General features: G+C 45.5%; 17 protein-coding genes. 12 read left to right on the forward strand and 5 right to left on the reverse strand.

All coding sequences use genetic code 11. The features are described 5' to 3' along the window. Positions 1 to 49: 49 nt before the first annotated feature. From argS to OW491_RS13040, 7 genes are all read left to right on the forward strand, one after another. Entirely contained in the window at positions 50 to 1,810 is a 1,761-nt protein-coding gene (argS, locus tag OW491_RS13010) for an arginine--tRNA ligase (RefSeq protein WP_290036382.1), read from the forward strand. 45 nt (positions 1,811 to 1,855) lie between these two features. Continuing rightward, positions 1,856 to 2,599: an SPOR domain-containing protein gene (locus tag OW491_RS13015; protein ID WP_290036384.1), complete on the forward strand. Its 744-nt coding sequence runs from the start codon at positions 1,856 to 1,858 to the stop codon at positions 2,597 to 2,599. 84 nt (positions 2,600 to 2,683) lie between these two features. Further along, entirely contained in the window at positions 2,684 to 3,217 is a 534-nt protein-coding gene (gene hslV, locus OW491_RS13020) for an ATP-dependent protease subunit HslV (RefSeq protein ID WP_075171070.1), read from the forward strand. Between the two features lie 20 nt (positions 3,218 to 3,237). After that, positions 3,238 to 4,575: an ATP-dependent protease ATPase subunit HslU gene (hslU, locus tag OW491_RS13025; RefSeq protein ID WP_290036385.1), complete on the forward strand. Its 1,338-nt coding sequence runs from the start codon at positions 3,238 to 3,240 to the stop codon at positions 4,573 to 4,575. Between the two features lie 75 nt (positions 4,576 to 4,650). Next, positions 4,651 to 5,037, forward strand: coding sequence for a DUF971 domain-containing protein (locus tag OW491_RS13030; protein ID WP_290036386.1), 387 nt, complete (start codon positions 4,651 to 4,653; stop codon positions 5,035 to 5,037). Between the two features lie 100 nt (positions 5,038 to 5,137). Beyond that, a complete protein-coding gene (gene ubiE, locus OW491_RS13035; RefSeq protein WP_075179188.1) occupies positions 5,138 to 5,896 on the forward strand; it encodes a bifunctional demethylmenaquinone methyltransferase/2-methoxy-6-polyprenyl-1,4-benzoquinol methylase UbiE in 759 nt (252 codons plus the stop codon). 48 nt (positions 5,897 to 5,944) lie between these two features. After that, complete coding sequence (locus OW491_RS13040) at positions 5,945 to 6,577, forward strand: SCP2 sterol-binding domain-containing protein (RefSeq protein ID WP_290036389.1); 633 nt, start codon at positions 5,945 to 5,947, stop codon at positions 6,575 to 6,577. A gap of 77 nt (positions 6,578 to 6,654) precedes the next feature. On the opposite strand, the gene OW491_RS13045 is transcribed toward OW491_RS13040, so the two are convergent. From OW491_RS13045 to OW491_RS13055, 3 genes are read right to left on the reverse strand one after another with little or no spacing between them, the layout of a single operon-like run. Then, entirely contained in the window at positions 6,655 to 7,068 is a 414-nt protein-coding gene (locus OW491_RS13045; protein ID WP_075171065.1) for a CopD family protein, read from the reverse strand. Positions 7,069 to 7,093: 25 nt separating this feature from the next. Further along, positions 7,094 to 7,879 (reverse strand): DUF2927 domain-containing protein, encoded by a 786-nt coding sequence (locus OW491_RS13050; RefSeq protein WP_290036393.1) that lies wholly within the window; start codon positions 7,877 to 7,879, stop codon positions 7,094 to 7,096. Between the two features lie 2 nt (positions 7,880 to 7,881). Further along, entirely contained in the window at positions 7,882 to 8,547 is a 666-nt protein-coding gene (locus OW491_RS13055; RefSeq protein ID WP_290036395.1) for a fumarylacetoacetate hydrolase family protein, read from the reverse strand. 130 nt (positions 8,548 to 8,677) lie between these two features. Here OW491_RS13055 and OW491_RS13060 point away from each other — a divergent pair, with 130 nt between their 5' ends. Next, positions 8,678 to 8,956, forward strand: coding sequence for a peptidylprolyl isomerase (locus OW491_RS13060; protein WP_075171063.1), 279 nt, complete (start codon positions 8,678 to 8,680; stop codon positions 8,954 to 8,956). Positions 8,957 to 9,072: 116 nt separating this feature from the next. Here OW491_RS13060 and OW491_RS13065 read toward each other — a convergent pair whose 3' ends face one another. Beyond that, positions 9,073 to 10,278, reverse strand: a complete 1,206-nt coding sequence (locus OW491_RS13065; protein WP_290036397.1) for an MFS transporter — start codon at positions 10,276 to 10,278, stop codon at positions 9,073 to 9,075. A gap of 119 nt (positions 10,279 to 10,397) precedes the next feature. On the opposite strand from OW491_RS13065, the gene OW491_RS13070 reads away from it, so the two are divergent. From OW491_RS13070 to serA, 3 genes are all read left to right on the forward strand, one after another. Beyond that, the gene (locus OW491_RS13070) at positions 10,398 to 11,294 is read left to right on the forward strand and encodes a LysR family transcriptional regulator (protein WP_215150739.1); all 897 of its coding nucleotides are present in this window, start codon (positions 10,398 to 10,400) and stop codon (positions 11,292 to 11,294) included. Between the two features lie 29 nt (positions 11,295 to 11,323). After that, positions 11,324 to 11,605 (forward strand): pyrimidine/purine nucleoside phosphorylase, encoded by a 282-nt coding sequence (locus OW491_RS13075; protein ID WP_075179192.1) that lies wholly within the window; start codon positions 11,324 to 11,326, stop codon positions 11,603 to 11,605. Between the two features lie 267 nt (positions 11,606 to 11,872). Beyond that, positions 11,873 to 13,105, forward strand: a complete 1,233-nt coding sequence (serA, locus tag OW491_RS13080) for a phosphoglycerate dehydrogenase (protein WP_075171059.1) — start codon at positions 11,873 to 11,875, stop codon at positions 13,103 to 13,105. A gap of 109 nt (positions 13,106 to 13,214) precedes the next feature. On the opposite strand, the gene OW491_RS13085 is transcribed toward serA, so the two are convergent. After that, complete coding sequence (locus tag OW491_RS13085; protein ID WP_290036400.1) at positions 13,215 to 14,207, reverse strand: alpha/beta hydrolase; 993 nt, start codon at positions 14,205 to 14,207, stop codon at positions 13,215 to 13,217. Between the two features lie 149 nt (positions 14,208 to 14,356). Between OW491_RS13085 and OW491_RS13090 the strand changes: the two genes are divergently transcribed. Then, the gene (locus tag OW491_RS13090; RefSeq protein WP_290036401.1) at positions 14,357 to 17,551 is read left to right on the forward strand and encodes a mechanosensitive ion channel domain-containing protein; all 3,195 of its coding nucleotides are present in this window, start codon (positions 14,357 to 14,359) and stop codon (positions 17,549 to 17,551) included. The last annotated feature ends 8 nt before the right edge of the window (positions 17,552 to 17,559 follow it).

Consider the following 17,559-nt stretch of genomic DNA (forward strand, 5'->3'; position numbering starts at 1 on the left):
TTAACGACACTCGTTACAATCTTTCGAACCGACCGGTGATTTAAAGTCAATGAAACAGCAGATTGCAGATCTGATCAGCGTCGCCTTAGACACTTTGATCAAGAACGGCGTATTAGCCGACGATATCCAGCCTAACATCATGGTTGAAAACACACGCGACAAAGCTCACGGTGATTTTGCCAGCAACATCGCACTGACTTTAGCAAAACCGGCACGACGAAACCCGCGTGAGCTAGCTCAACAGCTAATTGATGCCTTACCCGCTTCGGACAGCCTTGTAAAAACAGAAATTGCAGGGCCAGGCTTTATTAACTTTTTCGTAAGCCAAGCCTCAACAGCCGCCGTCATCAATACCATTTTAGAGCAAAAAGCGGAATTTGGTCGCGGCTTTGCCAAGCAGGATGAGCGCGTTCAAGTAGAGTTCGTATCCGCCAACCCAACCGGCCCTCTCCATGTAGGTCACGGACGCGGAGCCGCTTATGGGGCGTCAGTAGCTGATTTACTTGAAGCCGCCGGGGTCCCGGTAGAGCGAGAGTACTATGTGAATGATGCGGGTCGCCAAATGAATATTCTAGGGACCAGCGTCTGGTTGCGTTACCTAGAAAAACAAGGCGAAGCCGTAACCTTTCCAAGCAATGGTTATAAAGGCGAATATATTTTCGATATTGCGCAAAGCATCATTGATAGCGATGGTGATAAGTACGCACATGCGATCTCCACTGTCGTGGCGGACATACCGGCGGATGAACCCCAAGGTGGCGACAAAGAAACACATATAGACGCGCTTATCGAACGCGCACAAGCACTGCTTGGAGAGCAGGGTTATGCCGTATTTTTTGATGCCGCATTAAACTCTATCCTCAGTGATATTCGCGATGACCTCGCCGACTTTGGCGTCACCTATCAAGAATGGTTTTCAGAACGCAGCTTAGCTGTGCACGGCGATGTTGATAGCGCCTTAGAAACACTTGATAAGAATGGCTACTTGTTCGAAGAAGATGGCAACCTTTGGTTCCGCTCTACTGAGTTTGGTGATGACAAAGACCGTGTTGTTCGTCGCGCCAACGGGCAAACCACGTACTTCGCATCAGATATTGCCTATCTTAAAAACAAATTTGAGCGAGGCTTCGACAAAGTCCTTTATATTTGGGGATCAGACCATCACGGCTATATTGCCCGCATGAAGGCCGCTTGCGAAGCGCTTGGTTATAACCCAGATCGTTTGCTAGTACGCCTAGTGCAATTTGCCATTTTATACCGCGGCACAGAGCGCGTGCAGATGTCGACGCGCTCTGGCTCCTTTGTGACCTTACGCGAGCTTCGCGAAGAAGTGGGTAAAGATGCTTGTCGCTTCTTCTATGTGGCTCGTAAAGCTGACCAGCATATGGACTTTGATCTAGAGCTGGCTAAATCGTCATCTAAAGACAATCCTGTGTATTACATCCAGTATGCTCACGCGCGTGTATGCTCTGTCATGCGCAAACTCGAAGAAGCAGGCTGGAGTTGGGACAAAGAAGCAGGTTTGGAGCACTTAGCCAAATTGGATACCGAGTCCGAAAAAGACTTAATTGTTAAATTATCCAAGTACCCTGAAGTCTTAACTAATGCCGCCGTTAACTATGAACCACATGCGCTGGCTAACTACCTACGTGAACTAGCCAATGATTTCCATGCTTACTATAACGCTAACAAAATGCTGATTGATGATGCAGATATGCGTAACGCACGTGTCACACTGAGCGAAGCCGCCCGTCAGGTTATCAATAATGGCCTTACGTTATTAGGTGTTAGCGCCCCTGAGCAGATGTAAGCGATAGATTGTAAGCAAGACAGGTTGTAAGAAGGATTTCACCCCATGGCATCGCGTAAAGATTTCGTACAGAGAAAACGTAATGGTTCCTCTGCCAGCCCATCACGGCCGGCAGCAAAACCACGCGCTCAAAAAGCGGCTCCGCCTCCGCCGCCTAAGAAAAAGCCATGGGGACTCGCCTTTTTAAGCCTAGCCGCACTCGCTGGGCTTATCTATTTGCTAAATAGCTTAATTAATATTGACCCCAACTCACCTGAAACCGTGAGGGCACCTACGAAGTCGCCCGACAAAACGGCCGCTAGCACTCCTACAGTGCCCGAGCGCACCACACAAGCGGCGCCGCCAGCCCCTAAACCCAAAGCACAACCGGCTGCCACACCCAAGCCCGTTACCCCCGCTAAGCCTGAGCCTGTAAAAGTGGTTGAACAATCAACGACCGCTGAAGCGACTGACGCCCCTAATCGTTATGAGTTTTATGACCTGCTACCAAAAACCGAAATCACTCCGGCAGAGGTAGCCGCTTATAAATCCACCCCACGCACCGCCAAACTTGATAAAAAATATGTGCTCCAAGCCGCCTCATTCCGCACCGCTGCAGATGCCGAAAAAATGCGGGCCCAGTTATTATTGTCCGGTTTAAAAAACGTACATACCAATAAATCTGATGGTAGCAACGGCATTTGGTATCGCGTACGCATAGGCCCTTTTGATAACCGCTCAGAAATGAACAAGGTGCACGATAAGCTTACTCGTTTGCGCATTAGCCCCATGACAATCGCTATCGATTAAATCAGATTTGACTCGCCCCCTTGAAATTTATCGAGGGGCATCCCATATCCTCCTTATTAAAGAACCGTTAATAAGGTTAACAATATGACAACGATTGTATCAGTACGCCGCGCAGGCCAAGTAGTGGTTGGCGGTGATGGGCAGGTTTCTCTAGGCAACACCGTAATGAAGGGAACTGCTCGTAAGGTCAACCCTCTTCCAAAGCACAAGGTTATTACTGGATTTGCAGGTAGTACTGCTGACGCCATCACCTTGCGTGATTTATTTGAACAACAACTTGATAAACACCACGGCAATATCGTCAATGCGGTTATCCACCTAGCCCGAGAATGGCGTAGTGATCGCGCTTTACGAAAGCTGGAAGCCCTCATGTTGGTCGCTAACGAAGAAAAAACCTACCTCATTTCAGGATCAGGCGATGTTATCGAACCCGAAGACGGTGTGATAGCGATTGGGTCAGGCGGTAACTATGCGCTGGCCTCAGCGAAAGCCTTAGTAGAGAACACCGATCTCAGCGCACTTGAGATTGTTGAAAAAAGCTTAAACATCGCCGCTGATATTTGTGTGTTTACCAACCACAACCTTACCTTAGAAAGCCTGCCCGCCAAGCAGTCCTAACCAGATTCTGGAGCCTTAATATGTCTAACATGACACCTCGTGAAATTGTCCACGAACTGGATCGCCATATCGTTGGCCAGCAGGACGCCAAACGATCTGTTGCGATAGCCCTACGTAACCGCTGGCGTCGCATGCAACTCGAAGATGACCTACGTCCAGAAGTTACACCTAAAAACATTCTCATGATCGGCCCTACTGGGGTTGGTAAAACTGAGATTGCTCGTCGTCTAGCAAAACTAGCCAACGCACCTTTTATCAAGGTCGAAGCCACTAAATTTACCGAAGTAGGCTATGTGGGCCGCGATGTGGAAACCATTATTCGCGATCTAATGGACATGGCGATCAAGCTTTTACGGGTTCAAGAAACCGAAAAGGTAAAATTCCGTGCAGAGGATGCAGCCGAAGAGCGCGTTCTAGATGCTCTACTACCGCAGGCTCGTCCAAACAACTTTGACGAAGCACCCGCTGACAGTAAAACGGACAATGCAACCCGCCAAATTTTCCGCAAAAAATTGCGTGAAGGTCAGCTCGACGACAAAGAAATTGAGATTGAATTAAGCCAGCCTAAAATGGGCGTAGAAATCATGACACCGCCAGGCATGGAAGAAATGACCAGCCAGTTGCAAAGCATGTTTTCTAATTTAGGTAGCGGTAACAAACAGAGCCGCCGCCTGCCAGTCAAAGAAGCGCTAAAGCTCTTAATTGAAGAAGAAGCCGCCAAACTAGTCAAAGAAGAAGATCTCAAACAAAATGCTGTAGAGCTTGTAGAACAAAACGGCATTGTCTTTTTAGATGAGATCGACAAGGTTTGTAAACGTGCAGAAACCAGCGGCGGCGACGTTTCTCGTGAAGGTGTGCAGCGAGACTTACTGCCGCTAATCGAAGGCTGTACAGTTAACACCAAATACGGCATGGTCAAAACTGACCATATCTTATTTATTGCCTCTGGTGCTTTCCACTTAGCGAAGCCTTCGGACTTAATCCCTGAACTACAAGGCCGCCTACCTATTCGTGTTGAGCTTAATGCATTAACGCCGGAAGACTTCCGCCGCATCTTAACTGAGCCAAAAGCTTCACTAACAGCTCAATATATCGCCTTAATGAAAACAGAAGGGGTGGATATCACTTTTGCAGAAGACGGAATTGCGCGCATTGCCGAGTTAGCGTATCAGGTTAACGAGTCCACAGAAAATATTGGTGCGCGCCGCTTGCACACCATGATGGAGCGCTTATTAGAGGACTTGTCTTATAATGCCTCCGATGAGACAGGCAAAACGATCACGATTGATGCAGCGTACGTCGACTCACAACTTAACGCGCTCAGCAATGATGAAGACTTAAGCCACTACATTCTCTAAACAGCAGTGATACACTGAGATTAAGCATGTAGATTAAAGCCGGCTGAAGCCGGCTTTTTTGATAGGTAAATACAGATGAATGCATCACAACTGCCCACTAATATTAAGTTACATAAAAAATCGAAAACTCTAGAGCTTTTTTATGGTGACACGAGTTATGAGCTAACCGCTGAGTTTTTACGCGTCCATTCTCCTTCTGCCGAAGTTCGTGGTCATGGCATTGGTAACGGCGTACTGCAAACAGGTAAAAAGTTTGTTGGGATTAATGCCATACAAGCATCTGGAAATTACGCACTCAAAATTATTTTTGATGATGGACATGACAGCGGTTTATTTACCTGGCCTTACTTATATGATTTAGCCCTACATCAGGAAAAATACTGGGCCGAATACTTAAGTAAGCTAGAGGCGGCTGGGGAAAGTCGTGACAGCGGACTCATTGGGAAATTTAAAGTCGTTTAGTTTTAACAACATCAGCCACATCTCAGACAGGACAAATACACTTGTCCTCGGTACAATGCCAGCGTCAATTGATACTCACATGCAGACAGAGCGGGTCACTATGAGCGAACAAAATCAGAAATCCACTACCGACTTTGGTTTCAAAGAAGTCCCAACGGATGAAAAGGTTAAACGAGTAGCGGATGTGTTCCACTCTGTGGCCGGTAAATACGACCTCATGAATGATCTCATGTCTGGTGGAGTTCATCGCCTTTGGAAAAAGCTAACCATCGAACAAAGCGGTGCTCGTAAAGGCTATACCATTTTGGACATAGCCGGAGGCACGGGCGATCTTACCAAGCGTTTCTCGCGCATTGTAGGATCTACCGGCAAAGTTGTATTGGCTGATATTAATGACTCCATGCTTAAAGTGGGGCGCGATCGCCTAATTGATAACGGTGTAGCTGGAAATGTAGAGTTTGTTCAAGCTAATGCCGAGTGTTTACCATTCCCAGACAACACTTTTGACATCATAACCATTGCTTTTGGTTTGCGTAATGTAACTGACAAAGACGCCGCCTTACGCTCAATGGCACGTGTATTAAAGCCTGGCGGTAAAGTCATGGTTCTTGAGTTTTCTAAAACAGATAACATTGCGCTCACCAAAATGTACGATTTCTACTCGTTTAATATCTTACCTACAATGGGTAAGATTATTGCAAACGACAGTGAAAGCTATCGCTACTTGGCTGAATCGATTCGCATGCATCCTGATCAAGATACACTCAAAGGAATGATGGAAAACGCAGGATTAGTCAACTGTAAGTACCAGAACATGACAGGCGGAGTGGTTGCTTTACACACGGGTATCAAACCATAGAGCATCCCTTAATTTACAAGTACTGACCCAGATAACGAGGCGTTACTTATGTCACTCGCAATGATTACTACAGCGATACTCGAATCAGTTGAGCAGACAATCAACCCCTTACTTAAGACAGATGCCGTTACTTGTAAACGTCTCGAAGCACTGGCAGGAAATGTTATTCAATTTGAGGTAACAGACCTGCCTTTATCGCTATTTATTCTCCCTATTCAAGGGGGAGTTCAGCTACAGCAGCAGTTTCCCAGCTCACCAGATGTCCTGTTGCGCGGCGACTCTGTTACGTTTATGAAGCTGCTAAACAGCAACGATAAGAGCGAACACTTTTTTGGGCACGGCATTAGTGTTGAAGGAAACTCCGGGCTAGCCAGCCAATTTCAAACGATACTGGCCGAACTAGAAATAGACTGGGAAGCACTACTAGCTAACATCACGGGTAACCTACCGGCACACCAACTCGTTTCGCTGACGCGCGGTCAGATAAACTATGCAAAACAAGTAACCACCAGCGTAACGCAGAACATTAACGAATATATCCAAGAAGAAATTCGTATCCTCCCACCACGTGTCGAGGCTGAGTGCTTTTTGGCCGATGTAGACGCCCTACGTGAGCGAACAGATCGCCTTAGCGCTCGTATCAATGCGATTAAAAGCAAGCTTGACGAGCCTACTCACTAACAGCCCACCTACGTTAACCCACTGTATCGAACACTCAGTCGTAAGCCACTCTACGAGAGCTTAATGTAGATAACGGATTAAAAAGGTTTAACAACGACAAAAATCAAAATAGGGATAAAAATGAGTAAGGGCAACTCATTAAAAAGTCGAAAGTAACGGCCTGTTTTTCCCAACTCATCTAGTAGCATCTTTTGGAGATAAGCACGACACCAAAAGTGATACCCTATAAGTAAAGCGACAAATGTTAATTTGGCATGTAACCAGCCACCTGAAAAGCCATAACCTAGCCACAGATAAAGACCTAGCCCTAAGGTAAATACCGCCATCACCGTCATAAAACCAAAGAGCTTTTTCGCCATAATTTTCAGACGTTCTACATCTTGGCCAGCCTCACGCCCTTCTGTGTAATGCACAAAGATACGCGGCAAATAAAAGATACCGGCCATCCAACTGGTCATGGCAAGAATATGAAACATTTTAATCCACAGCATCGCACTTCCTTATTGACTCATTTAACTAAAACAACTGATACAGCTCACCTTCAGAGCGAACCCGTAACGCTGAATTAGTGATCATACCTTTTTGTTGCAAGGACTGAATAGCGGCACGTACTTTAGGCCTCACCTGAGCTTCATTCATACCGGACTTTATTGCAGGGGTATATAAAATACGCAGCAACAAGTCATCCAAGCCCGTTAGCAATGTATCAGTACTTTTATCATTAAAAATAGAGGGATAAACCGCATCGTCATCCCTAGGAAGCCCTAGGACCTGAGTTATCTCTTCCACAATACAGGCGAGTAACTTAGCATGCCGCCGAGCACGATCCACGGGTATAAAGATGCGCGCTTCGACTATCTCAGACTGCGCATTACGGCGAAAAGACGCAATGCAAACAGAGCCCCGCTCATTCTTTACTGTGCTTGCACCGGTATATTTTTTTAAAAGCGGTATTAGCCGACTTTCCTGAGTAAAAAAGACCCGCACATTTGCCTGATCAGCTCGGTCGGTTAGTGCAATATCATGCTGTGTAATCTTTTTAAGATGAGCAATGTGTTGGGAAAGTAAGGATTCATGCAAGGCCTGATCACCCACTTGGTGCGTTACATACACCCGAACGGGCTTACGCCACTTATGGATCACGCGAGCCGCTGTGTTGTACTCACTTCCTAAAGCTATCGTTAAAAAGCTCTGCTCGATAAACGACGGCTGTTGCCAATGAGCCGTTTCAGCTAGAACCCCGTGGGAAAAAAACGCCAACAGCGCAATCAGCCAGTAGCGTTTCCAACAATGCTGTATCAAACCTAACCTTCCACGGTGGTTTCTACACGCAATAAATTAACTAACGACGCGACTAGCTGATCTCCTTTGCTGAGCTGGCCTACACCAGCAGGAGTCCCCGTTATCACGACGTCACCAGGCTCTAATGTAAAAAGCTGGCTTATCTCACTGATCAAAGGAACAACCTTATTCAACATCATTGATGAATTGCCGTCTTGGCGCATTTCACCATTAATTTGCAATTGAATTTGTATGTTTTGCAGATCATCTATCTGCTCTATCGGAACAAAGACCGATAAAGGACAGCTACCATCAAACGCTTTAGCACGTTCCCATGGCTGCCCTTTCTCCTTTAGTTTGCTCTGTACATCCCGTATGGTTAGGTCTAACGCAAGCCCTGCCCCCGCTATTCCACTCGCGACTTCAGCTTCATTAGCATGAGTGAGTGTTTCACCAATTAATATAGCCAGTTCAGTTTCGTAGTGCACGCTACCCCATTGCTCATTAATGGCAAACGATTGCTCCATAGTAACCGCCGATGTCGAGGGTTTAATAAAGAGTAGCGGTTCCGTAGGGATTGGGTTATTAAGCTCTTTAGCATGATCCGCGTAGTTGCGGCCTACACAAACTATCTTCCCTAAACACAAGCCAGTCGAACGACCGTCAGTAAAGCAATGCTGAAAAGCCATAACTACCTCAATTTTGTTAGCCTTGTTATTGTGAATTCATCTTGTACAAACATATAGCAGGCATGTTTTTGTTTACACGCCAATAACGGTATCCTATACCGCTTTATCGTCAAACTAAATGGGGAATATCATGGCTAGAGCACGTGCGCGCCATATTTTAGTAAACACAGAAGCTGAGTGTTTAGCATTAAAAGAGCAAATCGAAAGCGGTACTGATTTTGCAAAAGTTGCCAAAGAAAAATCCGGCTGCCCTTCTGGTGCACAAGGCGGAGACCTAGGCGAGTTTAGCCGCGGTCAAATGGTACGCGAATTTGACGAAGTGGTATTTTCAGGCGAACTTAACAAAGTTCACGGCCCCGTCAAAACACAATTTGGCTACCACCTGTTAGAAATAACTAGCCGTACTTAACTGTACGCCACGAGTACTTATATGCAGTTGATAAGTACTTGCTACAAGGCTAAGCACTTAACCGTGCTTAGCCTCTTTACCATGTAAAGGCTTCCACGCTTCATTCAGCCATGCCACTATGGCGTTACTGCGCCAATCGTCATGTGTTGACGATGTAAACGATGCAACATATAGGCAACGCTCAAAGTAGCAAACAACACCAGAAGCGAGCCTGCTACCACTCCCTCCCATTGTGCCCATTGCCAAAAAGGCGACAGATAAAAGCCACCTGTACTGGCACCCAAATAATAAAATACCAAGTACAGTGAAGACGCACTTGCTTTGTTCTCGTTAGCATTATGGCTCACCCACGCGCTGGCGGTAGAGTGCGTAAAAAAGAAACCAAAGGCACTGATAAGAAAGCCCACTATAATTGCAGCCACTGAAGGTAACAGGGTTACCAATGTACCTACCATCATGCAGGCAATCCCCACCATCATGCAGACTGTTTGTGGAATAGACTTAGCGATTTTACCTGACATCGCCGAGCCCACTGTGCCACTTAAATACGTTAAAAAAAGCATACCTAACCATGCTGGTGACAAATGATAAGGTTCTGCAGCCAACACAAAAGTAATAAAACTATATTGATTGATAAATATGAAAAAGTTAAAGCCCCCTACTAGGTAGGCACAGATTAACAGCGGATTACGCAAATGGTTCTTCATACCTTTTAACATTGAAGCCGGATGTAACGGCTTAGCGCTAAAGTGTTCAGAGGCAGGTAATAAAAACAAAAACGCGGCGAGCAATACAAAGCTAATCAGCGTCATGACTAAAAAAGCTTCTGACCAGCCTAGCCATTCCCCAACAAAACCACCAATTAATCGGCCGCCAATCCCTCCCAGCGTGTTTCCACTGATGTAAAAACCAACAGCCATCAACATCGCTTCCTTACGGAACTCATCTCCTAAGTAAGCGACCGCTATTGCTGGCAGGCCGCCTAAGCAAAAGCCTTGAACCCCTCGCAAAACAAGTAACTGATGATAATCTTGTGTTTGCGATAATAAAAAGGTGGTTAGTACAACGCCCGACATCGTTGCCGCCATAATATTTTTTCGTCCTATGGCATCGGATAACGGCCCATAGATAAGCAGAGAAAGTCCCAACATTAATGTTGTGATGGTAAAACTCCAGCTCGCTTTTAACTCGGATATATCAAAGTGATGCGCCATAGTCGGCAGCAATGGTTGTGTCACATACACATTAGCAAAAATCATAAATGAGCCAAGGCACAGCGCTAACGTGGCACGCCAAAAAGCAGAAGAACCAGCTTCGATCATAAGAAACTCCAAAATAGTCTGCCAATAGGCCGAGTCAAGATAGGTATGGCGCTAGCGTACGCCTCAGATTAGAATCAGTAAAATATATAGAAATGATAAACAACATAAGAAATATTGATATGGATACTAAGCAATTACGTTATTTCCAACGCGTAGCCCACTGCCAAAGCTTTTCGCGCGCCGCAGAACAATTACACATTGCTCAACCCGCTATCAGTATGTCGATTCGCAAATTGGAAGAATCCCTAGACTTAACCCTGTTTCACCGCGGTGACCGCCACATCCGGCTAACAGATGAAGGCGAAAGACTACTGGTACACGCCAACACCATCCTAAGTAACTTAGCCAGCGCAGAGCTCGAAATGCGTGAACTCAAAGGCTTGAAACAAGGGAAAGTGCGAATAGGCATATCCAGTATGTTAGGGTCGTATTACTTCCCTCCCATCTTACTCGCTTTCAAACGCCGTTATCCAAACTTAGACTTAGAGGTTATTGAAGGTGGAACGTGGAACCTGCAAAAGATGATAGAGGCAGGCCAACTGGATATGGGTGTTGTCGTCTCAGAATTTGTTACGCCATCTCTGGAAACAGCCGTCTTTTTACGCGAGCCGATGCTAGTAACAATGAGTAAACATCACACATTAGCGCAGCAAACGAGCGTTACCTATGACGAGTTCTTTAAAGAAGAACTGGTGATGTTTAAACAAGGTTATTTTCATCGCAACGTTGTTGACCGGTTGGCCAACCAAATTGGCGCCAAGCCACACATTGGCTTTGAAACCAACCTAGTACCTCTGATCAAATCTGTTGTAAAACAGGGTTATGGTATATCCACCCTGCTAGGAATGGCCGTTGCCGACGAAGCAGACCTTGTCTCGCTACCTTTTGCCGAACCTATTTGGCTAGACTTAGCCATTGCGTGGAATAAAGACCGCTACCTATCACAAGCCAACCGCGCATTTATTGACTTTCTCTTAGATTTTTTCAATAGCCAAACGTCCATCCAGCCTCTATGATGCTGCGCAGATTCAATCGGAGAACTTAGATGCTAAATGTAAACGAATATTTCGATGGTAATGTAAAGTCTATCGGCTTTGAAAATTCAGAAGGCAAAGTCACTGCCGGTGTTATGGATATCGGTGAATACGAGTTTGGCACCAGCGTAAAAGAGCTCATGAAAGTCGTTAGTGGCGAATTGATCGTTAAGCTGCCTGGCGCAACCGACTACGTTAGTTACCCTACTGGAACAGAGTTTTCCGTAGAGGCTAACCAAAAGTTCCAACTCAAAGTGAAGCAAGCTACGGCTTACTTGTGCTTTTACAGCTAAGTAACTGATGTCGTTACCAAAGCGCTCATAGCTAGCCCGCTAGCGCTTTGGCTCTCTAGATACAGGCAATACGCAACCCTTGGCTTTGTGAACCCATGCAACCACTGCGTCAATGCCATTCAACATTGATTGAATATTTTTCCAGCAATCCGCCACCTTAGTTCAATCACTTTCATCTATCGCTGTGATACTATAAGCGCCCTTTTACAGCCTGATGTGCTGTTTTCTCAGTCCCTATTTCTGAACCCAAGTAAAGAGTTACAGACGATGAGCAAGATTACCTCACTGGATAAGAGCAAAATTAAAATTCTGTTGTTGGAAGGCGTACACCAGTCCGCTATCGACACGCTTAATGCTAACGGTTACACCAACATCGAATTTCACACCGGCTCGCTTCCTGAAGAAGAGCTGCTAGAACGAATCGCTGATGCACACTTTGTGGGTATTCGTTCGCGTACTCAGCTTACGGAGCAGGTTTTCGAAGCGGCCCAAAAACTGGTCGCCGTCGGTTGTTTTTGTATTGGTACGAACCAAGTTGATCTGGAAGCCGCTTCACGCCAAGGTGTGGCCGTCTTTAACGCTCCTTATTCAAACACACGCTCTGTAGCCGAATTAGTATTAGCTGAAGCTATCTTATTACTGCGAGGCGTGGCTGAGAAAAACGCTAAAGCTCATCGTGGCGAATGGCAGAAATCTGCGGTAAATTCTTATGAAATCCGCGGCAAAAAACTCGGTATCGTGGGCTACGGCAGCATTGGTTCACAACTGAGCGTGCTTGCAGAAGCGTTAGGTATGGAAGTTTACTTCCACGATGTGATCAATAAATTACCATTAGGTAACGCTAAGCAATCGGCAAACCTCAATGAATTGCTGCGCACTTGCGATATCATCTCTCTTCATGTGCCAGAAACTAAGTCCACCAAAGATATGATGGGCAAAGAGCAGTTTGAGCAAATGAAAGAAGGCTCTATTTTCATTAACGCAGCTCGCGGCACTGTCGTAGTTATTGATGACTTATGCGATGCTTTACGCAGTAAAAAACTACTGGGCGCCGCCATTGATGTATTCCCTGTTGAGCCTCGTTCTAACAAGGACGAGTTCGTCTCTCCACTGCGCGAGTTCGACAATGTGATCCTAACACCACACGTGGGCGGATCCACGATGGAAGCGCAAGAAAACATTGGTTATGAAGTAGCCGAAAAACTGGTTAAATACAGTGATAATGGCTCTTCTATTACCTCTGTTAACTTCCCAGAAGTCGCATTGCCTGAGCATCCAAATGTTCACCGCTTATTGCACGTACACCAGAATATTCCAGGCGTGTTGTCTAAAATTAACAACATCATTTCTGAGAATAACATCAACATCTCTAGCCAATACCTACAAACCAACGAGAAAGTCGGTTACGTTGTTATTGATGTAGATGCTGATTGCTCGGAAGTAGCGCTTGAGAAGTTGAGCGAGGTAAACGGCACTATTCGTTGCCGCCGTTTATTCTAAGTACCACGCTCTCATAAAAAGCAGCGGCGTGACTCCCTCTGAATATTTATCCAGACGGGCGTTTCACTCAGCTGCTTTTTTGTTTCCTTAAAGGCTCGACAGCATTAGCTCACTGGCTTTGGGCGGCGAGGATACGAGAGATTTCTTCAAAAACGGGCACACGCCACTGATCATCTTCATTGGCTAAATTGTGCCGCGCATCAGTGATCCTATGAATGTTTATCGTAGGATAAATGTCACTCAAAACCGCTAAGTTATGCTCCCACTCCACCGTTTGGTCATCTGTCCCTTGAAAAACAGTCACGTCGGTTTGCTTAGGTCGCCACGTTTCAATGGATTTAACCCACTCCAACATAGCGCCAATCCAGTCGACTGATACCCATGATTTTTGTAATGGGTCTTTATCACGTATAAACCGTGTAAAACCTTTATCATGCGAATTGGGTGTGTAAAAGCGTTTCACACGATCCAGAAAGTAATGAAAGATATGATATTGCAGCTGAATAGCGCGGTATTGTTTGGGTCGTATTAAAGGCGCTAACAAAATACGATGCGCCACATCTAAGCGTTCTGAAACGCCACTATTATCAGCCGAGGCAACCGCATCACCAAACAAACGATGATGCTCCAGAATGATTGCACCTCCCGTACTTTGCCCCATCAGTACCAAGGGTGATGCTAGTTGCGGATGGTGCGACAACACCTGTTCTAGTTGCGCGGCATATTCGGAAAAACGACCAATCGCGTGGCTGGCACCCGACGACAAACCATGGCCTGGTAAATCATAACTGAGCAGTGCCCACCCCTGTTCTACTATGTGGCTAATCAATTTTCCGTACAGCGCCACATGGTCCATGTAACCATGCATGAGTACAACGGTTCCTTTTGCTCGTTTAAGATCCGCGTTGGGAGCAAACAGCTGAACAACTAGTTCGGTATCATCCAGCACCTCAATACCCATACTGTAATGATACTTCTCCACTGAAGAGGCAAGCTTATAAAGTGCATGGTACTCTTGCCATACACCCTCTATTAAAAATGGTGTTTCAGGGTTGAATGCGCGTAATTGACTGCGCATTTCATCAGCATTGAAGTGAGTCATTAGGTTGGCATCCTGACGCTTTAGTTACGGATATTCTTTAACAAATGTATGGGCGCGGGTAATATCCGCACTAAACTTAGCCTCAAAAATTGTGTCTATCGTTACCACATCAATCAATCCATAGAGCTATTATTATCGTCAAGGACAGTATGAGACTTTTAAACCGCTGGTTGTTCCTCTTAATGTTTTCTCTTAGTGCTTTATGCACTCAAGTATTTGCAGATTATGCGGATAATATTGCGCTTAACCAACAACGATTAGAGCAGCTTCCCACTGAGGATAGCGACCCCGATGTAAAACAGCAAAGAGAGCGGCTACAGAAAATTATAACAGCCTATCAGGAAGCCACGACGTTTGATAAGGAGTCGGCCGAGCTACGTAAAGAGCTAGAGACCTATACAGAACGGCTCAACCAATTAACCTCTTCGCTCAAACAACGCACGCCGAGTATCGACCGAGCTAGCTTAATGCAACAAAGCATTAGCAACCTAGAACAGCGCCAAACATTAGAGCAAGCTAAGCAATTAGAGCTTGAGCAACAACAAGAGCAATTACAAAATACTATTAATCAAAGTGATCAGTACCTTATCAAGTTGCGCGAACAATTAACGCAGTTAAAACAGACGAGCGTACAACTAGCAGAAAACAATAATGATTTAACCGAAGCGCAATTTGCCCAGCGCAGCGCCCAAATCCAATACATTCAATTACAAATACTGCATCAACCAAACCGAAATAACCTTGATCAAGCTAGACTTGACCTCCTTAAGCAGCAAATTAAGGAGCAAAACAGCCTCATTGAAGCGTTACAAGAGATCATACAAAGCAAGCGACAAAGTGAAACCGAAGAGGCACTCGAAAAGCTCTCTAACTCAAAAGACAGCACACAATCTCCTGTCATTGCCTCCTTGCTGAAAGATAACCAGACTTTGGGGGAACAATTAAAAAAGGTACAACAACAAAGCTCACAAGCAAGACAGCAACGTAGTAGCCTAGAGTCTGAATTAACGATAGTGAGCCAAAGCTATAGTACTATCCAGCAAGAATTAGAGCTGAGTAATCAGCCCTTGGGGATTGAGCTGCGCACATTTACCCGACGTCTTTCTCAGCCTATATCCACAAGCGAGACTAAAGATGGCATCAATGAACTACGCTTATTAAACCTTAATATTAGCCGCCAGCTGTTTAGTCTTGAACGCGAACAGCAACTACCGGATTTATCGCAAGGGCTGCAACAACAGGCCGATGCGTTAATCGACAACAAAAAAACGCTGCTAACCCGCATTAATGATGCAAGCAGTGAGGCCATTAATGAGCTCTCACAGCTGCTGACTATTCAGGAGCAAATTAATAACCAAGTACGCCTAGGACGGGAACTAATTTCACAACATTTGCTATGGATCCCCAGTATCCAACCGGTAACCCCCGATTGGCCCGCTGAGATCATTAACGGTGTGGGTCCGTTGGTGGACATCATCACCCCATACAAAACAATCCCACTGATACAACACTCTGCTAACTGGATCCCTAAAATCGCCTTATGGCTTGGCGTTGTCTTACTGTCTATTGTGACCGTGCGGCTTTATCGCCGCAGAGCACCAGAGTGGGCAAACGCTATTGGACATGTAGTAAAAGATAAATTTATCCACTCTTTCAATATGGTGTGGATGCCTATCGTTACGTCGCTGCCTTTGCCGACCGCCATTTATTTTATAGGCCACGAGATTCTAAATGCCGAGGCATGGCCAAACGATGCACTTATCCAGCTGACCAATGTGCTCAGTATGGGGTTATGGATATATCTCATTATCCACGCTTGGCTTCGAACACCGCATGGCTTGTTAGCGGGCCACTTCGCTATGCCAGTCAAGCTATGCAAAAGTTTACGCGCTTTTATACACCCACTTTTTTGGCTAGGTATGCCTCTGGTGCTGTTACTGCTGGTTACTGACCAGTCAAACTCAAACACCCTACAGTCTGGTATTGGGCGCTTAGCCTTCATCTCGTTAGCAACGCTCGTGGCCATTTTCTGGTTAGCGATGTTACGTTTAGCCCCACACATTGATACTTTTTTAAACGGTGAGGTTTGGTGGAAACGTGCTCAATTCTGGCTATCCAGCTTAGTGGTTATCCATCTACTGGGCATCGGCGTAGCTCTATTTGGTTATGTTTTTTCCGGCACCATTACCATGCTAATCCTATTAGTGTTAGCCGGAATTATTGCTGCTACGTTTATCATTTTTAAACTGGGCAACCGCTGGCTACTTATTGAAGAGCGCCACTTAGCCTACGAGCGCGCTAAAATACGCCGCAATGAAATACTCGAAGCACGAGAAAAAAATGAAGAAATAGCAGCTCTCGAAGAAAACTACATAGATGTACAGACACTTTCAGACCAAGCACGTGTTTTATTAAAAACCGTCACGGTTATTATCTTTGCAACTTTATTGTGGATGTTGATTAAAACAGTTCTTCCTACGCTCGATATGCTTGACCAAATCGTTTTATGGGGTGGCGATGTCGATTCGGCGGGGAGCATTATTTCGCAGGCGATTACACTCAAGAATCTGCTCTTTAGCTTAGTGCTTATTAGCTTGTGTGTATTAGCGGCTTACAATTTGCCGGGGCTGCTTGAGCTGCTTGTTTTACGACACATTACCTTAGCGCCAGGCACCTCTTACGCGATTACCAGCGTCACTAAATACATTTTGATTGTCGTTAGTATCATGGTCGGAGCATCTCAGCTTGGCCTTGAATGGTCTAAACTGCAGTGGTTAATTGCCGCACTAGGTGTCGGGCTAGGCTTTGGTCTTCAAGAAATCGTTGCTAATTTTGTCTCGGGTATCATTATCTTATTTGAAAAACCCATGCGTATTGGCGATATGGTCACCGTCGGAGGTATTTCTGGCACCGTAAGCCGAATCCAGATACGCGCAACAACGATTACTGATTTTGATCGTAAAGAAGTCATTATTCCCAACAAGACCTTTGTAACAGACCAACTCATTAACTGGTCGCTTACAGACCCAATCACTCGTGTAGTCATCCTAGTGGGCGTTGCTTATGGTTCTGATACTAAGTTAGCTCATAAACTACTGCTTGAGGTAGCCAATGAGCATCCACGCGTATTAGACGACCCTGCACCCAATGCCTTTTTCTTAACATTTGGTGCAAGCACATTAGATTTTGAATTGCGGATCTTTGTAAACAGCTTAAGCGACCGATTAGAAGTAACGCATGAAATCAACCAAGCGATTGATCAACGTTTTAAAGAGAACGGTATTGAAATCGCCTTCCCGCAAATGGATGTGCATTTACACCGAGCGCCAAAAAAGAAATCTTAGTTTATTAA

Source organism: Neptunomonas sp. CHC150, from assembly GCF_030397555.1.
In the GTDB taxonomy this organism is placed as follows: Bacteria; Pseudomonadota; Gammaproteobacteria; order Pseudomonadales; family Balneatricaceae; genus Neptunomonas; species Neptunomonas phycophila.

Excerpts from the sequence above, each read along its gene's own strand:
- hslV (WP_075171070.1), top strand. The coding sequence starts at position 2,684 with ATGACAACGATTGTATCAGTACGCCGCGCAGGCCAAGTAGTGGTTGGC.
- OW491_RS13030 (WP_290036386.1), top strand. The coding sequence starts at position 4,651 with ATGAATGCATCACAACTGCCCACTAATATTAAGTTACATAAAAAATCG.
- OW491_RS13045 (WP_075171065.1), bottom strand. The coding sequence starts at position 7,068 with ATGCTGTGGATTAAAATGTTTCATATTCTTGCCATGACCAGTTGGATG.
- OW491_RS13090 (WP_290036401.1), top strand. The coding sequence starts at position 14,357 with ATGAGACTTTTAAACCGCTGGTTGTTCCTCTTAATGTTTTCTCTTAGT.
- argS (WP_290036382.1), top strand. The coding sequence starts at position 50 with ATGAAACAGCAGATTGCAGATCTGATCAGCGTCGCCTTAGACACTTTG.
- OW491_RS13070 (WP_215150739.1), top strand. The coding sequence starts at position 10,398 with ATGGATACTAAGCAATTACGTTATTTCCAACGCGTAGCCCACTGCCAA.
- OW491_RS13060 (WP_075171063.1), top strand. The coding sequence starts at position 8,678 with ATGGCTAGAGCACGTGCGCGCCATATTTTAGTAAACACAGAAGCTGAG.
- OW491_RS13085 (WP_290036400.1), bottom strand. The coding sequence starts at position 14,207 with ATGACTCACTTCAATGCTGATGAAATGCGCAGTCAATTACGCGCATTC.
- OW491_RS13065 (WP_290036397.1), bottom strand. The coding sequence starts at position 10,278 with ATGATCGAAGCTGGTTCTTCTGCTTTTTGGCGTGCCACGTTAGCGCTG.
- serA (WP_075171059.1), top strand. The coding sequence starts at position 11,873 with ATGAGCAAGATTACCTCACTGGATAAGAGCAAAATTAAAATTCTGTTG.
- OW491_RS13015 (WP_290036384.1), top strand. The coding sequence starts at position 1,856 with ATGGCATCGCGTAAAGATTTCGTACAGAGAAAACGTAATGGTTCCTCT.
- hslU (WP_290036385.1), top strand. The coding sequence starts at position 3,238 with ATGTCTAACATGACACCTCGTGAAATTGTCCACGAACTGGATCGCCAT.
- ubiE (WP_075179188.1), top strand. The coding sequence starts at position 5,138 with ATGAGCGAACAAAATCAGAAATCCACTACCGACTTTGGTTTCAAAGAA.
- OW491_RS13075 (WP_075179192.1), top strand. The coding sequence starts at position 11,324 with ATGCTAAATGTAAACGAATATTTCGATGGTAATGTAAAGTCTATCGGC.
- OW491_RS13055 (WP_290036395.1), bottom strand. The coding sequence starts at position 8,547 with ATGGCTTTTCAGCATTGCTTTACTGACGGTCGTTCGACTGGCTTGTGT.
- OW491_RS13040 (WP_290036389.1), top strand. The coding sequence starts at position 5,945 with ATGTCACTCGCAATGATTACTACAGCGATACTCGAATCAGTTGAGCAG.